Source organism: Mucilaginibacter jinjuensis, from assembly GCF_028596025.1.
In the GTDB taxonomy this organism is placed as follows: Bacteria; Bacteroidota; Bacteroidia; order Sphingobacteriales; family Sphingobacteriaceae; genus Mucilaginibacter; species Mucilaginibacter jinjuensis.
This window is the reverse complement of sequence record NZ_CP117167.1, coordinates 4,432,009-4,451,656: the sequence shown is the minus strand read 5'-3', so window position 1 is coordinate 4,451,656 and position 19,648 is coordinate 4,432,009. Positions and strand designations below refer to the sequence as shown.

Here is a 19,648-nt window from a genome sequence, read left to right as displayed (position 1 = left end):
TTTTAATGAAATAAAAAAATTCATACATTAGGCCGGGCTTACCAAAATGGTACCCTTTTATAACCAAATTATACCTTCTTTTAAATATGTCAGCTAACAATACGTATGATGCTATCGTAGTTGGATCGGGAATCTCCGGCGGATGGGCAGCTAAAGAACTAACCGAAAAGGGATTAAAAGTGCTGATGCTCGAACGTGGGCGTAATATTGAGCACATTAAAGATTATGTGAACGCCAATAAAGCTCCCTGGGAGTTTGAACACCGCGGCGGCCGCACCCAAAAAATGATCGAAGACCACCCGGTGTTAAAACGCGATTACGTGTTAACCGAAGTGAACGAAGATTATTGGGTGGACGAAAAGGAAAGCCCTTATATCGAGGAAAAACCTTTCGACTGGTTCCGTGGGTATCATGTGGGTGGCCGCTCATTAATGTGGGGCCGCCAATCATACCGCTGGCACAACAGCGATTTCGAAGCTAACTTAAAAGATGGTATTGCCGTTGACTGGCCTATCCGTTATGCCGACCTGGCACCTTGGTACAGCTATGTAGAGCGTTTTGCCGGTATCTCTGGTAACCGCGATGGCGTACCTATCCTTCCGGATGGCGATTTTATGCCGGCCATGGAAATGAACGTGGTTGAAAAAGATGTTTCTGCCCGCTTAAAAGCTTTCTATAAAGGTAACCGCCACATGATTATTGGCCGTACCGCTAACATCACCGTGGCGCATGAAGGGCGTACCAATTGCCAATATCGCAACAAATGCTGGTTAGGTTGTCCGTTTGGAGCTTATTTCAGCACGCAGTCATCAACCTTGCCTGCCGCTACAAAAACCGGTAACCTTACTTTACGCCCCTGGAGTATCGTAACCAAAGTATTGTACGATAAAGACACTAAAAAAGCAACAGGTGTTGAGGTACTGGATGCCGAAACCAACAAAACTTACGAATACAAAGCGAAGATCATCTTCTTAAACGCTTCGACTATAAATACTGCCTGGATCCTGCAAAACTCGGCTACTGATATCTGGCCTGATGGCTTGGGTAGCAGCAGCGGTCAGCTTGGCCACAACCTGATGGATCATCACCTGGGTGTTGGTGCTTCTGGCCACGTAGAAGGTTTTGAAGATAAATATATGTATGGCCGCCGTGCAAACGGTATCTACATCCCACGTTACCGCAACCTGGATGGCGATAAACGCGATTATATCCGTGGCTTTGGCTATCAAGGTAGTGCAGGCCGCGAAAGATGGAGCCGTGATATTCCTGAATTAAACTTAGGCGGCGACTTTAAAGATGCACTGAGCGAACCGGGAGGCTGGACAATGGGTATCGGTGGTTTTGGTGAAACATTACCGTACCACGATAACCGCGTTTACCTGGATAAAACCAAGAAAGATAAATGGGGCTTACCGGTACCTGTGGTTAATGCCGTTATTAAAGATAACGAAATGAAGATGCGCATTGATATGGCAGCAGATGCCAAAGAGATGCTGGAGAACGCAGGTGTTAAAAATGTAAATGTTTACACTACCGAAGCTGTGCTTGGTAAAGGTATCCACGAAATGGGCACAGCCCGTATGGGGCGCGATCCAAAAACATCGGTGTTAAACGGCTGGAACCAGGTTTGGGATGCGCAAAACGTATTCGTTACCGATGGCGCCGCCATGACATCATCTGCCTGCCAAAACCCTTCGTTAACTTACATGGCATTAACAGCCCGCGCTGCCGACCATGCTGTAAGCGAGTTAAAAAAAGGTAACCTCTAATCTGCATCAAACCATCAACCAATGAATAACAAACCCGAAGAGAAGAAAGATAACGCCAGTTCAACCTCGAGGCGCGATTTCCTGAAAACAGGTGCTGTTGCAGCAGCCAGTTTCATGATCGTTCCGCGATATGTGTTGGGTGGTAAAGGTTTTATTGCCCCAAGCGACCGTTTGCTTATTGCCAGCGTGGGCGCAGGTGGCAAGGGCGAAAGTGATATTGCTAACTTTTATAAAAGCGGAAAAGCCGAGATCGCTTTCCTGTGCGATGTGGACGACCGCCGTTCGGCAAAAACGAGAGCGAATTTCCCGAAAGCAAAATATTATAAAGACTGGCGCGAAATGTATGATAAGGAACACAAGAATTTCGATGCTGTTTCTGTATCAACTCCCGATCATAACCACGCTATTATAACCTATCATGCCATGCAGCTGGGCAAACACGTTTACGTGCAAAAACCGCTTACGCATGATATTTATGAGGCAAGAATTTTGACCGAGGCTGCCAAAAAGTATAAAGTGGTTACCCAAATGGGTAATCAGGGTGCATCAAACGATGGAACCCGTTTACTATCTGAGTGGTACGATGCCGGTGAAATTGGTGATGTACATACCATCTATTGCTGGACAAACCGCCCCGTTTGGCCGCAAGGTATCCAATGGCCAACAACCAAAGCCGAAATTCCGAAGGAATTAGATTGGGATCTGTGGTTGGGTACTGCACCGCAAAAAGACTATGTAGATAAACTGGTTCCTTTCAACTGGCGCGGCTGGTGGGATTACGGTACCGGCGCCCTGGGTGATATGGGCTGTCACCTCGTTGAAGCACCATTCCGCATGCTGGGTTTAAAGTATGTGAAAAATGTACAAGCCAGCGTGGGTAGCGTTTATGTAGATGAATTTAAAAAAGGCGTTTTCCCTGAAAGCTGCCCGCCATCGAGCCATATTACGCTTACTTTCCCTAAAACCGAAAAAACTAAAGGCGATGTTACCTTACACTGGATGGATGGTGGCATAGAGCCTGAAAGACCGGATGAGCTTGGCCCGAACGAAAAATGGGGCGGCGAAGAAGGTAACGGTACTTTGTTTATCGGTACCAAAGGTAAAATGTATGCAAGCACCTATTCGTCTGCAGCAACACTATTGCCAAAATCAAGAACTGAACAGGTAAACGCGCCTCAGAAATGGGCACGTGTACCAGGTGGGGCCGACGGCCATTATGGCCAGTGGGTTGAGGCTTGTTTAGCAGGTTACGGTAAAAAGGAAGTAAGCTCTCCGTTCGAAGTAGCTGGTCCGCTTACTGAGGCTTTACTGATGGCAAACCTTGCCGTTCGTGGTCACGATTTACCGGGCGGTCAGTTCAAATACGAATGGGATAGCGCAGCCATGAAAGTAACCAATTTTGATGCGGTTAATAAATACGTTAAACGCGAATACCGCCAGGGCTGGACTTTGGGCGTGTAATAATTAATTGACAGATAATTCAATAACCAAATAACATAGTAACCAATAAAACTATGAACAGAAGAGACGCTATTGGCCGGGTGGCCCTGCTACTTGGAGGAACCGTAATAGGTGCCGAATTTTTTCTTTCGGGCTGTAAACCCTCTGTTGCCTCTGTGCAGGATCTTTTTGATCAGGACCATGTGGCTTTCTTAAACGAGGTTGCCGAAACCATTTTGCCAAAAACTAAAACCCCTGGCGCTAAGGAAGCCAAGGTGGGTGAGTTTATGGGCGTAATGGTGCGCGATTGCTATGCGCCGGAAGATCAGAAGATTTTCCTGGACGGCCTTAAAAAGCTGGATGATGCGACTGATAAAAAATTCAGCGTTAAGTTTATGGGTGCCGATGTTAAGCAGCGCACTGCCGTATTAGCCGATCTGGATAAAGAGCAGGCGGCCTACAACAAAACCAAAAAGAAAGAAGATCCGAACCATTACTATACCATGATTAAGCAGTTAACGTTGCTGGGTTACTTTACATCAGAGGTAGGCTGTACCCAGGCATTACGTTATTTGCCGGTACCGGGTAAGTTTGATGGTAATTATCCTTACAAAAAAGGGGATAAGGCCTGGGCGTTAGCATAGGCAAATATTTATTGGACCGTCATTGCGAGGTACGAAGCAATCCCCGACCTACAGAGCCGCTCTGTATAGTTCGCGATTGCTTCGTACCTCGCAATGACGAATCTATCTAAAAAGTAAAATGAAACTAAGATTAGGAATGATCGGCGGCGGGCAAGGTGCTTTTATTGGCGCTGTACACCGCATTGCTGCACGTATAGATGACGAATATGAACTGGTTTGCGGCGCTTTTAGCAGCGACCCTGTAAAGGGCAAAGCCAGCGGTATAGCTTTAGGTTTGGATGAAAGCCGGATCTATGGCTCGTACAAAGAACTGATTGAAAAGGAGACTCAATTGCCCGAAGATCAGCGTGTGCAAGTGGTAAGCATTGTTACGCCCAACCACGTACACTTCGACCCATCTAAAATGGCTTTAGAGCATGGCATCCACGTGGTTTTAGATAAACCGATGACCTTCTCGCTCGATGAAGCCAAACAACTCAAAAACATTGTAGCAAGCAGCGGTAAGCTGTTTTGCTTAACACATACTTACACCGGTTACCCGATGGTGAAAGAGGCTAAGCAGCTGATTAAGTCGGGTAAGCTTGGTAAGATCCGCAAAGTTTATGTTACTTATCCGCAGGGATGGTTAAGCGAGTTTTTAGAGGCAGGGGATAACAAACAAGCTTCATGGCGTACCGATCCGGGTAAAAGCGGTATTGCGGGAGCTATGGGCGATATTGGTACCCACGCATTTAATCTGGCCGAATATGTAACCGGACTAAGTGTATCGCATTTATGTGCCGATATTAATGTTGTGGTTGAAGGCCGTAAGTTGGATGATGACGGCGCAGTGCTGTTAAAATTTGAAGGCGGCGCAAGCGGTGTTTTAATCGCCACACAAATTGCAGCCGGTGAAGAAAATAATGTGCGCATCAGTGTATCCGGCGAAAAAGGTACGCTGGAGTGGCAGCAGGTTGATTGCAACTCTTTAGTGGTTAGATGGCCTGATAAACCTGCTGAAATTTACCGCACAGGCGGTGGTTATACCAGCAGTTTTGCGCAGCACAATACACGTACACCGGCCGGTCATCCAGAAGGTTACCTGGAGGCATTCGCCAATTTGTACCGCAATTTTGCGTTAACCGTTAAAGCCGGTTTGGAAGGCAAGGAAGCACAGCCCGAGTGGTTGGATTTCCCTGGGGTAGAAGACGGTGTGCGCGGTATGGCATTTACAGAAAATGTGATAGCCTCGGGCAAATCAGACCAAAAGTGGACAGCATTTACAATCTAAAACAAATATGGTTACCATAAAAGGACCTGCTTTATTTATAGCACAATTTATTGGCGACAAAGCGCCGTTTAACGATCTTAAATCTATCGCCGAATGGGCGGCAGGTTTAGGCTACAAAGGCTTGCAAATGCCAACCGGCGATCCGCGTTTTATTGATCTGCAAAAAGCTGCCGAAAGTAAAACTTATGCCGATGAGGTAAAAGGAACCGTTGCCGAATTTGGTTTAGAGATCACCGAACTATCAACCCATACACAAGGTCAACTTGTAGCTGTTAATCCGGTTTATGATGATCTGTTCGATGGATTTGCACCGGCATCATTACACAAAAATCCAAAAGGCCGCCAGGAATGGGCGGTTCAGCAGGTTAAATATGCAGCTAAGGCTTCACAAAACCTGGGCTTAAAAGCAAGTGTTACCTTTAGCGGTGCATTTGCATGGCCATTTATGTATCCGTGGCCACAACGCCCTGCCGGTATGGTTGATGCTGCTTTTACCGAACTGGCTAAACGCTGGACACCGATCTTAAACTATTACGACGAGCAAGGCATCGACCTTTGCTACGAGATACACCCGGGCGAAGATTTGCACGATGGTATTACTTTCGAAATGTTTTTAGAAAAGGTGAACAATCATTCAAGAGCAAACTTACTGTACGATCCATCACACTTTGTATTGCAATGCCTGGATTACCTGGAGTATATCGACATCTATCATGAGCGCATCAAGATGTTCCATGTGAAAGATGCCGAGTTTAACCCAACCGGCCGACAAGGTGTTTATGGCGGCTACCAAAATTGGGTTGACCGTGCCGGACGTTTCCGTTCACTGGGCGATGGTCAGGTTGATTTTAAATCAATCTTCAGTAAAATGGCGCAGTATGATTTCCCGGGATGGGCAGTTCTGGAATGGGAATGTGCCTTAAAACATCCTGAAGATGGTGCCCGTGAAGGTGCACAGTTTATAAAAGACCACATTATACACGTAACCGACCGTGTTTTTGATGATTTTGCAGCATCGGGTATTGATGCTTCGTTAAATAATAAGATATTAGGAATATAAAACAAACACCCCCACAACAATGAAGAAGACATTTAGCATTTTAACCTTAGCCGCATTTTGTACCCTAATGGCAGCCTGCGGTGGCGGCACAAAATCAGACAAGGTAAGTACAGATAGTACTACCGCAACCAATCAAACTGCTGTAGCCCAAAGTTCAGACGCGGCACAGGATACATCAACCAAAACCGGTGCAGAAAAAACTGGCGGTGGTGTAGCATCATCATCAAAAGGCGCAGAGCTGATCTCTAAAAACGATTGCTTAAGCTGCCATAAAGAACATGATAAACTGGTAGGCCCTGCTTATGCGGATGTGGCTAAAAAATATACTTCGGCTGATGTTGATAAACTGGCTGATAAGGTAATTAAAGGTGGTTCTGGCAGCTTTGGCGATGTGCCAATGAGCGCTCACCCTTCATTATCTGTTGATGATGCCAAAGAAATGGTTAAATACATACTTACCGTTAAATAATCAGCATCATGAATGCAGCAACCCGAGTAAAGTTATCATTCATGATGTTCCTGGAGTTTTTTATCTGGGGCGCGTGGTTTGTAACATTAGGTACCTACCTGTTAACCAACCTTAAAACTTCGGCTACCGAAGTAGGGGTGGCATTTTTAACCCAATCAATCGGTGCTATCGTAGCTCCGTTTATTATTGGTTTAATTGCCGACAGGTTTTTTTCGGCACAAAAAATACTGGGTGTTTTGCACCTGGTAGGGGCAGTGGTATTATACCTTGCTTCAAAAGCGCCTGATTTCAGTTCATTCTACCCCTATGTATTGTTGTACATGATTGTGTACATGCCAACTTTGGCACTGGTAAACTCAATCTCGTTCCGTCAGATGACTAACCCGAGCAAAGAGTTCCCACCAATCCGTGTATTAGGTACTTTGGGCTGGATTGTTGCTGGTTTCACTATCGGCTGGTTAGGCTGGGAGAAAAACGGTACCCTTGATTTAACTTTTAAAACGGCTGCTGCAGCTTCATTGATCTTAGGCTTATTCAGCTTCACACTGCCGGCTACGCCTCCAATTAAACGTGAAGGCAAAACTACGGTAAGCGATATTTTAGGCCTGGATGCGATTAAATTGTTGAAGAACAAATCGTATTTGGTATTCTTTTTAGCGTCTGTTGCTATCTGTATCCCGCTGGCATTTTATTACAACTTTACCAATCCGTTCTTAAACGAAGTTGGTATGCAGGGGGCTGCAGGTAAACAGGCTTTCGGCCAAGTATCTGAGTTGGTATTTATGGCGCTGATGCCTTTCTTCTTTGTAAGACTTGGCGTTAAAAAAATGCTGGCATTTGGTATGTTAGCATGGGTTCTACGTTATATTTTCTTCGCCTATGGCGATATCGGCAACAACTATTGGATGCTGATTGCCGGTATCGTGATGCACGGTATCTGTTACGATTTCTTCTTCGTAACCGGACAAATTTATACCGATAATTTAGCTGGCGAACGCTTTAAAAGTGCAGCACAAGGTTTCATCACTTTGGCTACTTATGGCGTTGGTATGCTTATCGGTTTCCTGATTTCAGGCCCGATTGTGGATTCATACAAAACAGGAGATAATACACACAATTGGATGCAAGTGTGGTTGATTCCGGCCGGCATTGCAGGTGTGGTATTGGTACTGTTCCTATTATTATTCCGTGATAAAAACCACATGGAAACAGACCCAAGCCTGGATTTGAGCGAACAAAAGGACATGCGTTTAGACGTTTAAGCATAAAACTGAATGGCAGATCGCAGAACAGCTATTAAAACTATACTGGCAGGCACGGCAGCAGTGTCGGCCGCCGGTATGCTGGCCCCTTTTACAGCAGAAGCTTCGACTATGGATTTAGATGCACCTTTAAAGGGTAATATTAACCACTCGGCCTGTCGTTGGGTTTATAACGATCTGACATTGGATCAGCTTTGTGTTGAAGCGAAGAAGATCGGCTTGAAAGGTATCGATTTACTCGGTCCCAAAGAGTGGCCGACTATCAAGAAATACGGACTGGATTCGCCTATGTGCAATGGTGCCGAGCTGGGTTTGTACGATGGCTTTAACGACAAGAAATTCCACGAACAGCTGATTAAGAACTACACCGAAATGATCCCGTTGGTGGCAGCAGCAGGTTATACCAACCTGATCTGTTTCAGCGGAGCGCGTCGCGGTAAAAGCGATGAGGAAGGATGGAATAACTGTGTGGAAGGTTTAAAACAACTGCTACCCTTAGCCGAAAAACACAAAGTAGTTTTGGTGATGGAATTGCTGAACAGCAAACTCGACCACAAAGATTACCAGTGCGACCGTACCTGGTGGGGAGCTGAACTTTGCAAGAGATTAGGTTCTGAGAACTTTAAACTGCTGTATGATATTTACCACATGCAGATTGATGAGGGCGATATCATCACCAACATTAACCAGTACCACCAGTACATAGCGCATTACCATACGGGCGGCGTACCCGGCCGTCATGATATTGACGATACGCAGGAGCTTTATTACCCGGCTATTATGCGGGCCATTGTAGCTACGGGTTTCAAAGGATTCGTGGCTCAGGAGTTTACCCCGAAAGATCCTAAAAATAAAATAGCGGCTTTACGCAAGTGTGTACACATTTGCGATGTATAGCCTGCTAAGCAATTGAACTCAATTATAAACTAAAAATACATCGACATGACTACCAGAAGAGCATTTTTAACTCAGGCAGGCTTGTTTGCTACAGGCGCTTTACTGATGCCTAAGTTAACATCTGCAAAAATAGATGGCAAAGCAGGTTTACAGCTTTACAGCCTTCGCGAGCAATTACCGGCAGACCCGAAAGGCGTTATTGCCAAAATTGCACAGGCAGGCTACAAAGAAGTTGAAACTTACGGCTACAGCAAAGAGCATGGCTTTTTTGGCTTAAGCGCGAAAGAGTTTAGCAATGTGTTAAAAGCTAATGGTCTATCAACCCCAAGCGGCCACTATGGCATGGATATGCTATTTGCCGAAGGTAAATTCGGTGAACTGGATGAGGCTATCGAAGCTGCACAAATTACCGGTCAGCAGTATGTGACTATCCCTTACCTGGGCGATAAGTTCCGCAAGACTGGTGCCGATTTAAAGAACGTTGCTGCTAAAGTAAACTTGGCTGCAGAGCGTGCTAAAAAAGGCGGTTTAAAGCTGGCTTATCATAACCATAACTTCGAGTTTGATAATATAGACGGAACATCATTGTACGAAACACTGGCTAAAGAAACCAATGTTACTTTAGAAATGGACCTGTACTGGGCTGTACGCTCTAACCAGGACCCAATTAAATGGTTCGAGAAATATCCGGGACGTTTCCACATGGTACACGTAAAGGATATGGACAAAGGCCAGCCCGAACTGAATACCGAAGTGGGTAAAGGTTCTATCGATTTCAAGAGTATTTTTGCGAAAGCGAAACTGGCCGGCATCAAACATTTTATTGTTGAGCAGGAAAATTTCAAGATAGACCCATACGCAAGTATTACCGAAAGCAGCAGATATTTAAGAAACGTATTGTTAGGTTAATTGTAGTATCATGATGAAAGCAAAATTAATTTGCACTGCTTTATTGGCCGGAGGCTTTTATATGGCACAAGCACAACAAACCGCAAAACCAGAGGATACAGAGTTTTATACCCCCGTGCCTCCAAAGGTTACGCCGGGTAAAATAGAATACAAAGGCGCACCGTCAGATGCTATTGTATTATTCGATGGTAAAAATCTGGACGCCTGGAAATCTGTAGATACGGATGGCCCTGCTTTATGGACTGTTGGCGGCGGCATTGTAACCGTTAAAAAGGGTACAGGCAACATTGAAACCAAGCAAAAATTCACCAACTACCAGTTACACATCGAATGGCGTGTACCTGCAAACATTACTGGTGAAGGCCAGGCACGTGGTAATAGCGGCGTGTTTTTAGCCTCGATAGGTAAAGGCGATGCCGGTTACGAGTTACAGGTACTGGATAACTACGAGAACAAAACTTATACTAACGGCATGGCCGGTAGTATCTACAAACAGTTTGTTCCCTTGGCTAACCCATCCCTTAAACCCGGCGAGTGGCAAACTTATGATGTGATTTGGACAGCCCCAACTTTTAACGAAGACGGAACTGTTAAATCACCTGCACGTGTAACTGTAATTTTTAACGGTGTACTGGTGCAAAACAACGTAACGCTGTTAGGCCCAACTCAATACATCGGCAAACCAAGCTACAGCGTTAAACACGGCGCAGCTCCCATTAAACTGCAAGCCCACGGCGACAAAAGTGAACCGGATAGCTTCAGGAATATTTGGGTGAGAGAGCTGCCGAATTAGTGAATCAGAATCAAGAATCGAGAGTCAGGAATCAAGACTTTTAAATAATAAGAAAGGCAAACGATATCGTTTGCCTTTCTTATTTACCCTCAGCCCGTCATTGCGAGGTACGAAGCAATCTCGTAACTATACAGATCATATAAGCATTGGCGACGAGATTGCTTCGTACCTCGCAATGACAAGTTTATTCTTAATTTTTTAAAAACTACTGTGACGAACCCAACATAACCCAACAATTGTGGTATCTTAATTTTCGGTCAGCACAACATTGGCCACACCACACCCTTTCAAAAAAAATTGAGCAGCCACGAGTTTTCTTTGGTTTCTTTCTTTTGCGGAAAAAGAAAGTGACATCCACTAACGATGAATAACTCACACTACCGCTCCTAATGAAAAGCGGATTGTGCGGTATTGAAGTTAGTGCTAATAGGTCTGAGATTATTAATGTTGTGTGTGTTTTTATGGGTATTAATGAGCTCTCTACGGTCGGTTGTCTTCGTACCTCGCAATGACGTGCTGAGGGGCATCTTGTCTCCTGACTCTTGTTTCTTGCCTCTATTTAAAGTTATTTTGATACTTTTAAGTACTTAATCCCCCTTATGAAAAATTACTTACTATTAGCTCTTGGCATGGCAATTAGCAGTTTTGCTTTTGCCCAGACAGATACGTTGCAGAAAGTTGATGCAGCTACACGGAACAGTGCGGCTCAACAGCAGAAGCCTTATGTGATCATGATCTCGATAGATGGTTTCCGGTATGATTATGCTACGCTTCATCACGCCGATCATTTAAAAGAATTGGGCGAAAAGGGTGTGCATGCCGAGTCGATGATCCCATCGTATCCATCATTAACATTTCCTAACCATTATACATTGGTTACCGGTTTGTATCCTGCTCATCACGGGCTGGTGCAGAATTATTTTTACGACCGCAACTTCAAATCATTCTATTCCTACAAATCAAAAACTGCTACCGAGGGTAAATGGTATGGTGGCACGCCGATATGGTTGGTAGCCGAACGCCAGAAGATGCTTTCGGCAAGTTTTTACTGGGTAGGGTCGGAGGCTGATATTCAGGGTCAATATCCAACCTATTACTATAAGTATAATGAGAAGATCGGCATACATGATCGTATCCAAACCGTGGTAAACTGGTTAAAGCAGCCTGAAGACCGTCGCCCGCACCTAATCACTTTCTATTTCCCGGAGGTAGATCACCAGGGGCATAAATACGGACCGGATGCACCGGAAACGGATAAGGCTGTCCACTTTATTGATTCTGCCATTTATGAGCTGACCAAAGCGGTTAAAGCAACCGGCTTAAACGTTAACTACGTGGTAGTATCAGATCATGGTATGACTAAGATAGACCGTGAGCAAAGCCCAATCACACCTGCCATTGCCTTAGATACCAATAAGTTTATCAGGGCTGATGAAGGTGTATTAACGCACCTCTATGCTAAAAAAACTGAATACATTGAAGTTGCTTATGCCGAAATTAAAGCCGAAGCTAAAGACTATAAAGTTTACTTACGCGATGAATTGCCTGCGCAATGGCACTATAGCACCAAGGATGATAGGTATAACCGCATCGGCGATATTGTGTTGGTACCTAACTGGCCGGAGTCATTTAACTCCCAACACCGTAAGCTTGACCCTGGGGCGCATGGTTATGATCCTTATGCAGTGAAAGATATGCATGCCATTTTTTATGCATGGGGGCCGAATTTTAAGAAAGGTTTAACCGTTCCTACATTCCAGAATGTGGATATTTTCCCGATGGTGGCACAATTGTTAGGGTTGACTTATACGGAGAAAATAGATGGCACTAAAGAACTAGCCGAAAAGGTGTTGGTGAAGAAATAAGTCTCAAACACGACTCAAAAAAGAAAGGCTTCCTGAATTAACGGGAAGCCTGTCTTGATTTAATGTAAATATATTGGAGCGCTTATTTGGCCGATTTGTTGTACAACTCGTTAAATAACATTTTGAAAGTATTATGCGATTGTCCGCGGAAAGTGATCTCCGGTCCGAAGGCATAAAGCGTACCATTACCAACTGGTGCGGTAAAGGCAGCCACACCATCTTTCAGGTATTTTTGGCCCCAGGCCCAGCCGCTGCGCAGTGGTTTGTCTGTAGCATACCAGGCAAGTGGTTTAACGCCTTTGGCTGCTGCATCAGCATCCAGTTTAAATACAGGGCTGCTGTCAAAATCAACATCGGCTTCGCTAAACATACCCCAGTTGGCTGGCTGTGTGGTATCAACAGATACACGCAATACACTGCCAGGGATATAGAATCTGTCGCCTGATAATGGCTTATCATCGCTTCCCGGTTCAACTAATGCGTTTTTAACCGGCAAGTCTAACTGGTAAGCTAGGTTGGTGCTTGTGCCGATGGTTACAATGTTACCACCTGCTTCCAGAAATGCTTTCAGTTGAGGGATTGATTTTTCAGTAGTGATACGTCCCGGCATAGCACGGTACTCTTCTGGCAGGTCTTCTGGTTTAGGCATACGGCCGAAGAACTCGCCGCCACCATTACCTGCGCCGCCGCGTTTAGCAGGGATAGCGCCGCCAACAAATACAATTACATCGTATTTCGATTTCAGGTTACCGCCATCAATCTCCTGCGGATAAATCAATTTGAAAGGGAAGTGGTATTGCTCCATCATCCAACGAACCCAGCCCGAAGGAATTGAGCCTCCGTAAGTATCCCAAACTGCAATGCGTGCCGGGGTAATTTTAACCAGATCTTTCGGTTTTTTATTGGCGGCGATAACCTTAACACCGTAACCCGGAGCTGACTTTTCTAACTCAGTATAAGCAACTTTATCTGTAGCGGGTATAAAGAAAGTACCTGCTGTAGCATCTGTAGTGCCTTGCATGCTATTTTTAACACGGTAAACAGCTACTCCTTTGTTTAGTAAATCATTTACCACGATGAACGAGTTATTAACGTTACCGCTTAACAAATAGCCGTTTTTAGCAGCAGCCGGAACGGTTGTGGTGGGCGGATTTTGCAATTGACCGTAAGGGATACGCTCGAACGGACCGGTAAAGCCATCCAAAATACGGTCAAAAGTTACACCCATTTGGAAAGCCAGTGTCCAGCCTGCAATATCGTACGGGCGGATAGGGGGGCCTCCAGGATATTGAAAATCATTCGGGTGATCCTGCGGCTCAAACATATCAATCACATGTGCACGGAAAGCCTGATCTGTTTTTACAATGTATGACCCGGCCGGGTATTGTTTGCCTGCAACAGTAAACGGAGCAGTAGCTTTTTGGATCAGGATCCCAGATTTAATTAACGCGTTAATAAACTTAACTGTAGTAGGGAAATCGGGCTGATTGGTGGTGATGATATAACCACGAGGATCGCGCAAAGTAGGGTTACGCAATACCGAATCGAAATATTTAACCGGGATGTTCGGGCCACGGCCTTCGCCGCCCAAAGTTACAGCACCACCACGGCGACCGCCACCTTCGGCAGGGGCTGGTTTGTTTTTTTCATAAAGTGCGGTAATGGCTTCAGCGCGTTTAGGCGATAAAGTCCAGTAATCGGCGCTGCCATGCTCAATCGAATTTTTACCCATGCGGTAAGCGTTGTATAACAACTCATCGCGGTTACGCACAGCATAATCTAATACGGCAAAGTTTAGCGATACCGAATAATCGATTGATTGCTTGTAGTGCCATGGCTGCGGCGTAATTGGGAATGGCGTGTTACTGCTCGGTATCAGGCGGTCTGGTACCAAAGGTATTTCTGATGGGGTAGGGCTACCTACAATTTCGGTAAGCAAACCAACCATATTATGGAAATAAGCTGTGGTACGTAAACCACCATTCCACCAGGTAGAAAAACTGGTACCGTTACGCTCGGTATAACCCGGTTTGTTTTCAGCATTCAGGCGGCTTACCATAGCGGCACCAACACCGTCGATACTGGTCATCAATAACGGGTCAAACACATAGTTAAACGGGTCGCGGTATGGTGGGCCGGCCACAACAGATCCTGGAGGGCCTGCCTGGTGGTGGTTATAAATAATTTCGGGCATCCACTCCAGGTATTGCTGGCGGGCAATGTTCTGGCTTTCTTTCATGTTCATGATAAAAAAGTCGCGGTTATTATCATGGCCAATGTATTTTTCCCAAAGTCGCGGTACGTTCATGTTACGCTTTTTAGGGTCTTTTTCGCTCATGTACCAGTTGGCCACCAGCTCTTGCCCATCGGGGTTGGCGTGTACAAAAAGTATAATGGTATTATCCAGTATCTCCTTCACCTGTGCATCGGTGCGGGTTACCATCTCGTAAGCAGTTTCCAGTAACTGGTGCGAGCCTACGGTTTCGCTGGCATGCAAACCACCATCAATCCAGATAATGGCCTTACCTTCACCGGCCAGTTTATGAGCCTCGTCATCACTTAAACCTTCGGCACGTGCAAGCTTTTGGGCAATGGCTTTGTATTTGTCAAGGTGTTTTATGTTTTCGGGCGAAGAAACGATCAGCATAAACTGGTGGCGGCCTTCTTCGGTTAAACCGATATCAACATATTTTGCTCTGGGAGAGGTAGCCAGTTTTTTAATAAAAGCCTCACTTTGGGTGTAGTTGGCCAACTGGTAATCATCACCAATGTTAAACCCAAAATGCTCTTTGGGGGTGGGGATGGATTGTGCACTGGCCATAGAAACGGCCAACAGCATGCACGAGACATAACCGGTAAATTTGCGCATCGTATTTAGTTTAGAGTAATTATTAGCCCAATTTATGGATTTGGTATCTAATTGCGGTGTAACTTTTTTGAAGCATATATTTAACTGTTATTGAACTTATTATTAATTAAAAGTTATATTTAACAGCGGTGATGCTTATTATATGAGCAATATCACATCCTAAACAAAATCTATTACGTATAAACTATAAATATCTCTTTTTAACCAATTGTATGATTAACCGCCACCTTGTGTTTAAAGGTATGCGCGCATTAATAGTATTTTTATTAGTGTTGCCAATGCTTAGCTATGCCCAGCCCCAAACGCTGAAGGTAGAGCACATGGGTACGCAGCAGGGTTTATCGCAGGTTAATGTAAGTGTAATTATTCAGGATAGTAAAGGCTTTATATGGGCGGGTACCCGCGATGGGCTTAACCGCTACGACGGCTACAAGTTTACCACCTACAGGCACGACCCTAACGACCCTTACAGCATAGGTGCAAATTTTGTGCAGGATGTTGTGGAAGATAAAAGCGGCAACCTCTGGATTGCTACCCAAAGCGGCGGGCTTAATATGTACGATAGGAAAACCGACCGTTTTTACCGCTACCAATACAATGCCCGCGACCCTGAAAGTATATCGAGCAATGTGATTAATAAACTGGCTTTAGATGATAAAGGTAATTTATGGATAGGTACGCAAAAAGGCGGGTTAAACTGCATGAACCTGCAAACAAAGAAGTTTAAGCACTTTATGCATACCGAGTACGATGTTAACAGTATAAGCGATAACAATGTACGGCATGTATATTTTGATAGTAAGCACCGGCTGTGGGTTGCTACTTTCAATGGACTCAATTTGTATGATACCCAAACAGGTAGTTTTATAAAATATCAGCACAAAGATGATGACCCGCAAAGCTTATCGAGCAACTCTGTCAATTGCCTTTTTGAGGGAAGCCAACATCATTTATGGGTAGGTACGCAAGATAAGGGCCTCAATGATTTTGATATTGAAACAGGTAAATTCAAGTCTTTTTTGCATGATGATAAAACTAACAGTATATCAAGCAATACTATTTATGCCATTAATGAAGACGATGATCACAATTTATGGATTGGTACAGAAAACGGCGGGTTGAGTATTTTTAATCGTGCAGAAAAACGTTTTCATAATTATAACCATGATGATATAGATAATACGAGCCTTAAAGGCAATTCCTTTTACTCGATCTGTAAAGACCGGATGGGTAACATGTGGCTTGGTGCTTTTAGTGGTGGCATTAATTTGTTTAAAAGAAGTACACTTAGTTTTAAGCTGTACAAGCACACATCAGATCCTAATAGTCTCTCGAATGATTTTGTGCTGGATATTAAAGGCGATAAGGAGGGCAACCTTTGGATAGGTACCGATGGTGGCGGCCTCAATAAACTGGATCGCAAAACCGGGAAGTTTACCGTTTACAAGCACGATGATAATAACAAAAACAGCATAGCCGGCAACTATGTACTTAAGGTTATCCATGATGCCGATGGTGATACCTGGTTAGGTACCTGGGGCGATGGGGTAAGCCTTATTGACCATGCCACGCACAAGGTTACCAACTTTAAGCATGACCCTAACAACCCGCAAAGTTTAGTTTCTAATAACATATATGCTATTCTGCAAACAAGGGATAAAAAGATCTGGATTGGTACTTACGATGGCGGGCTGGATCAGTATGATAAAGTTACCCATGTATTTAAGCATTATACTTTTGATGAAGATAATCCGCACAGCATTAGCTCTAACCGTGTATATGCTTTGTATGAAGATAGTCACGATAACCTGTGGGTGGGCACGTATGATAGCGGCCTCAATCTGCTCGATCGTAAAACAAACACCTTTACCCGGTTTATACATGATGAAAAGCATAACAGCATCAGTAATAATACCGTTCCCGATATTTTAGAAGATAGTAAAGGCAATCTGTGGGTGTGCACCTATACAGGTTTGGATAAGTTTGATTACAAAAACCGCCACTTTACCATATTTACCCAAAAAGAAGGCCTGCCAAATGATGCTGTTTATGCAATATTGGAAGATAGAAACGGTAACCTGTGGATGAGCACCAATGATGGTATTGCCATGTATAATACAAGCCGTAACACATTTGAAAATTATACCACAGAAGATGGCTTGCAGGGTAACGAGTTTAAACCTCACTCGGCCTATAAAGCGCCTGATGGCACACTTTATTTTGGTGGCTTGAATGGTTTTAATGCTTTTGACCCCGATCATATTTTAAAACCACCCGGTTTTTCTCCACTGGTTATTACCGAGTTTGAATTGTTTAATAAGCCTGTACATATTGCACGGAATATTAAAGATCCATCGCCTTTAAAAGAAGATTTAACAGATACAGATAAGCTCACCTTAAGCTACAAACAATCTATCGTTACTTTTCATTTCGCAGCATTGGATTACGGCGACCCCGCCAGAAAAGAGTACGCCTATATTTTAGAAGGCTTTGACCATAGCTGGAATTATGTAGAAAGCCGTAATACAGCATCGTACACTAATATCCCGGCAGGTACTTATGTGTTTAAGATAAAATACAGAGATAATACAGGCAACTGGTCGCCCGAGAGCAAAGGGCTTACAATTACTATTATTCCGCCTTTTTGGCAAACCTGGTGGTTTGAGTTGTTTGTGGGTATTATTATTGCCGCCCTCATTTACCTGGGCTTTAAGATGCGGATAGACAGGATCAACGAGCAAAAGCTCGAACTGGAAACCCAGGTGCGCGAACGCACAGACCGCCTGGCGCAAATGACAGCTAATGAACGCAAGTTACGTGAGGATGCTGAGCAAGCCCGCGAAGAAGCTGAGAAAGCAAATAAAGCAAAAAGCACCTTCCTGGCCACAATGAGCCACGAGATCCGCACGCCGATGAATGGGGTTATCGGGATGGCAACGCTGCTTTCATCAACAGAACTCACTACCGAACAGGATGAATACGTAGAAACCATTAAGAATTGCGGTGATGCTTTGCTGGCGGTAATTAATGATATCCTGGATTTTTCGAAGATAGAATCGGGGAATATGGAGCTCGAGGTACAAGAGTTCGACCTGCGCGATTGTATTGAAGGTGTGCTGGATGTATTCGCCGCTAAAGCTGCCAAGCTTGATCTTGATCTGGTGTATCAAATCCACCATGATGTACCCACCCAAATAGTAGGGGATAGTTTGCGACTGCGACAAGTGTTGATCAATCTTATCGGCAATGCCATGAAGTTTACTACGCATGGCGAAGTGTTTGTGGATGTGAAAAAGACAAACTCAGATGGCGAATACTTCGACCTGAATTTCAGTGTGCGCGATACAGGCATTGGTATCCCCGATGATAAGCTGGACAGGCTGTTCAAAGCTTTCTCGCAGGTAGACTCGAGCACAACCCGTAAGTATGGCGGTACCGGCCTCGGTTTGGCTATTAGTGATAAACTGGTTAAACTAATGGGAGGGACGATAAGTGCCGAGAGTGAGGTGGGGGTTGGTTCTACATTCGTATTCACTATTAAAACCAAAGCTGGCCTTAAAGCACAGCGCACTTATGTAAACCTTACAACGGCTGATATTGCGAACAAAAAAGTGTTGGTTGTGGATGATAACCCCACCAACCGCAACATACTGGAAACGCAATTGAAGCAATGGAATTTGGTTCCCCTGATGGCATCTTCCGGGCAGGAAGGATTGGAAATATTAGAGCAAAACCCCGATACCAGCCTGATAATAACCGATATGAGCATGCCCGGAATGGACGGTGTTCAGTTTACGGGTAGTGTTAAAAAGAAGCATTCTAAATTACCTGTGATATTACTGAGCTCGATTGGTAATGAGCAAAGCAGGCAGGTATCGCACTTGTTTAATGTAGTGCTCACCAAACCCACCAAACACAATATTTTGCACAAACAGATCATCGATCAGCTGAAAAGCAATGGCAGTATTGTAAAAGAAACCAGGATCTCTAAAACACAGTTCGACAAAGGCTTTGCCAAACAATACCCGTTTGATATTTTAATTGCTGATGATAACGCGGTTAACCAAAAGCTTACACAACAAATACTCACCAAAATGGGCTACAAGCCAGATGTTGCTGTTAACGGGCACGATGCGGTAAACGCGGCGGCAAACAAGCCATATCAACTGATATTTATGGATGTGCAAATGCCCGAAATGGACGGTATGGAGGCAACCCAGTTTATCCGCCAGAATTTGGAAAAACAGCCCGTAATTATTGCCATGACTGCCAATGCACTCTCTGAAGACCGCGAAGCCTGCCTCAAGGCCGGTATGGACGACTACTTAAGCAAACCCATGAAACTCGACGAAATTGTTGCCATGCTGGAAAAGTGGGGGAAGAAAATAGTTCAGTAGTTCA

13 protein-coding genes are annotated in these 19,648 nt (G+C 44.6%); 12 read left to right on the top strand and 1 reads right to left on the bottom strand.

What is annotated here, in order from left to right; genetic code table 11:
* Positions 1-86 precede the first annotated feature (86 nt).
* The 11 genes from PQO05_RS19285 (at position 87) to PQO05_RS19235 (ending at position 12,378) form a co-directional block, all read left to right on the top strand.
* On the top strand, positions 87-1,769 hold the full coding sequence (locus tag PQO05_RS19285; protein WP_273629074.1) for a GMC oxidoreductase: 1,683 nt from the start codon (positions 87-89) through the stop codon (positions 1,767-1,769).
* 21 nt (positions 1,770-1,790) lie between these two features.
* Positions 1,791-3,230 (top strand): Gfo/Idh/MocA family oxidoreductase, encoded by a 1,440-nt coding sequence (locus tag PQO05_RS19280; protein ID WP_273629073.1) that lies wholly within the window; start codon positions 1,791-1,793, stop codon positions 3,228-3,230.
* Positions 3,231-3,283: 53 nt separating this feature from the next.
* The gene (locus PQO05_RS19275; RefSeq protein WP_273629072.1) at positions 3,284-3,853 is read left to right on the top strand and encodes a gluconate 2-dehydrogenase subunit 3 family protein; all 570 of its coding nucleotides are present in this window, start codon (positions 3,284-3,286) and stop codon (positions 3,851-3,853) included.
* 118 nt (positions 3,854-3,971) lie between these two features.
* Complete coding sequence (locus PQO05_RS19270) at positions 3,972-5,123, top strand: Gfo/Idh/MocA family protein (RefSeq protein WP_273629071.1); 1,152 nt, start codon at positions 3,972-3,974, stop codon at positions 5,121-5,123.
* Between the two features lie 7 nt (positions 5,124-5,130).
* Positions 5,131-6,183, top strand: a complete 1,053-nt coding sequence (locus PQO05_RS19265) for a sugar phosphate isomerase/epimerase family protein (protein ID WP_273629070.1) — start codon at positions 5,131-5,133, stop codon at positions 6,181-6,183.
* A 19-nt stretch (positions 6,184-6,202) separates the two neighbouring features.
* Positions 6,203-6,652, top strand: coding sequence for a c-type cytochrome (locus tag PQO05_RS19260; RefSeq protein ID WP_273629069.1), 450 nt, complete (start codon positions 6,203-6,205; stop codon positions 6,650-6,652).
* Positions 6,653-6,660: 8 nt separating this feature from the next.
* Positions 6,661-7,914 (top strand): nucleoside permease, encoded by a 1,254-nt coding sequence (locus PQO05_RS19255; protein ID WP_273629068.1) that lies wholly within the window; start codon positions 6,661-6,663, stop codon positions 7,912-7,914.
* Positions 7,915-7,926: 12 nt separating this feature from the next.
* Positions 7,927-8,811 carry a hydroxypyruvate isomerase family protein gene (locus PQO05_RS19250; protein ID WP_273629067.1) on the top strand — a complete coding sequence of 295 codons (885 nt, stop codon included), beginning with the start codon at positions 7,927-7,929 and terminating at the stop codon, positions 8,809-8,811.
* Positions 8,812-8,856: 45 nt separating this feature from the next.
* Positions 8,857-9,720: a sugar phosphate isomerase/epimerase family protein gene (locus tag PQO05_RS19245; RefSeq protein WP_273629066.1), complete on the top strand. Its 864-nt coding sequence runs from the start codon at positions 8,857-8,859 to the stop codon at positions 9,718-9,720.
* Positions 9,721-9,730: 10 nt separating this feature from the next.
* Entirely contained in the window at positions 9,731-10,513 is a 783-nt protein-coding gene (locus PQO05_RS19240; protein WP_273629065.1) for a 3-keto-disaccharide hydrolase, read from the top strand.
* Between the two features lie 599 nt (positions 10,514-11,112).
* Positions 11,113-12,378: an alkaline phosphatase family protein gene (locus tag PQO05_RS19235; protein ID WP_273629064.1), complete on the top strand. Its 1,266-nt coding sequence runs from the start codon at positions 11,113-11,115 to the stop codon at positions 12,376-12,378.
* An 82-nt stretch (positions 12,379-12,460) separates the two neighbouring features.
* Here PQO05_RS19235 and PQO05_RS19230 read toward each other — a convergent pair whose 3' ends face one another.
* Positions 12,461-15,247, bottom strand: coding sequence for a M14 family metallopeptidase (locus tag PQO05_RS19230; RefSeq protein WP_273629063.1), 2,787 nt, complete (start codon positions 15,245-15,247; stop codon positions 12,461-12,463).
* 242 nt (positions 15,248-15,489) lie between these two features.
* On the opposite strand from PQO05_RS19230, the gene PQO05_RS19225 reads away from it, so the two are divergent.
* Positions 15,490-19,644 (top strand): hybrid sensor histidine kinase/response regulator, encoded by a 4,155-nt coding sequence (locus PQO05_RS19225; RefSeq protein ID WP_273629062.1) that lies wholly within the window; start codon positions 15,490-15,492, stop codon positions 19,642-19,644.
* Positions 19,645-19,648 lie beyond the last annotated feature (4 nt).

Excerpts from the sequence above, each read along its gene's own strand:
- PQO05_RS19285 (WP_273629074.1), top strand. The coding sequence starts at position 87 with ATGTCAGCTAACAATACGTATGATGCTATCGTAGTTGGATCGGGAATC.
- PQO05_RS19280 (WP_273629073.1), top strand. The coding sequence starts at position 1,791 with ATGAATAACAAACCCGAAGAGAAGAAAGATAACGCCAGTTCAACCTCG.
- PQO05_RS19275 (WP_273629072.1), top strand. The coding sequence starts at position 3,284 with ATGAACAGAAGAGACGCTATTGGCCGGGTGGCCCTGCTACTTGGAGGA.
- PQO05_RS19270 (WP_273629071.1), top strand. The coding sequence starts at position 3,972 with ATGAAACTAAGATTAGGAATGATCGGCGGCGGGCAAGGTGCTTTTATT.
- PQO05_RS19265 (WP_273629070.1), top strand. The coding sequence starts at position 5,131 with ATGGTTACCATAAAAGGACCTGCTTTATTTATAGCACAATTTATTGGC.
- PQO05_RS19260 (WP_273629069.1), top strand. The coding sequence starts at position 6,203 with ATGAAGAAGACATTTAGCATTTTAACCTTAGCCGCATTTTGTACCCTA.
- PQO05_RS19255 (WP_273629068.1), top strand. The coding sequence starts at position 6,661 with ATGAATGCAGCAACCCGAGTAAAGTTATCATTCATGATGTTCCTGGAG.
- PQO05_RS19250 (WP_273629067.1), top strand. The coding sequence starts at position 7,927 with ATGGCAGATCGCAGAACAGCTATTAAAACTATACTGGCAGGCACGGCA.
- PQO05_RS19245 (WP_273629066.1), top strand. The coding sequence starts at position 8,857 with ATGACTACCAGAAGAGCATTTTTAACTCAGGCAGGCTTGTTTGCTACA.
- PQO05_RS19240 (WP_273629065.1), top strand. The coding sequence starts at position 9,731 with ATGATGAAAGCAAAATTAATTTGCACTGCTTTATTGGCCGGAGGCTTT.
- PQO05_RS19235 (WP_273629064.1), top strand. The coding sequence starts at position 11,113 with ATGAAAAATTACTTACTATTAGCTCTTGGCATGGCAATTAGCAGTTTT.
- PQO05_RS19230 (WP_273629063.1), bottom strand. The coding sequence starts at position 15,247 with ATGCGCAAATTTACCGGTTATGTCTCGTGCATGCTGTTGGCCGTTTCT.
- PQO05_RS19225 (WP_273629062.1), top strand. The coding sequence starts at position 15,490 with ATGCGCGCATTAATAGTATTTTTATTAGTGTTGCCAATGCTTAGCTAT.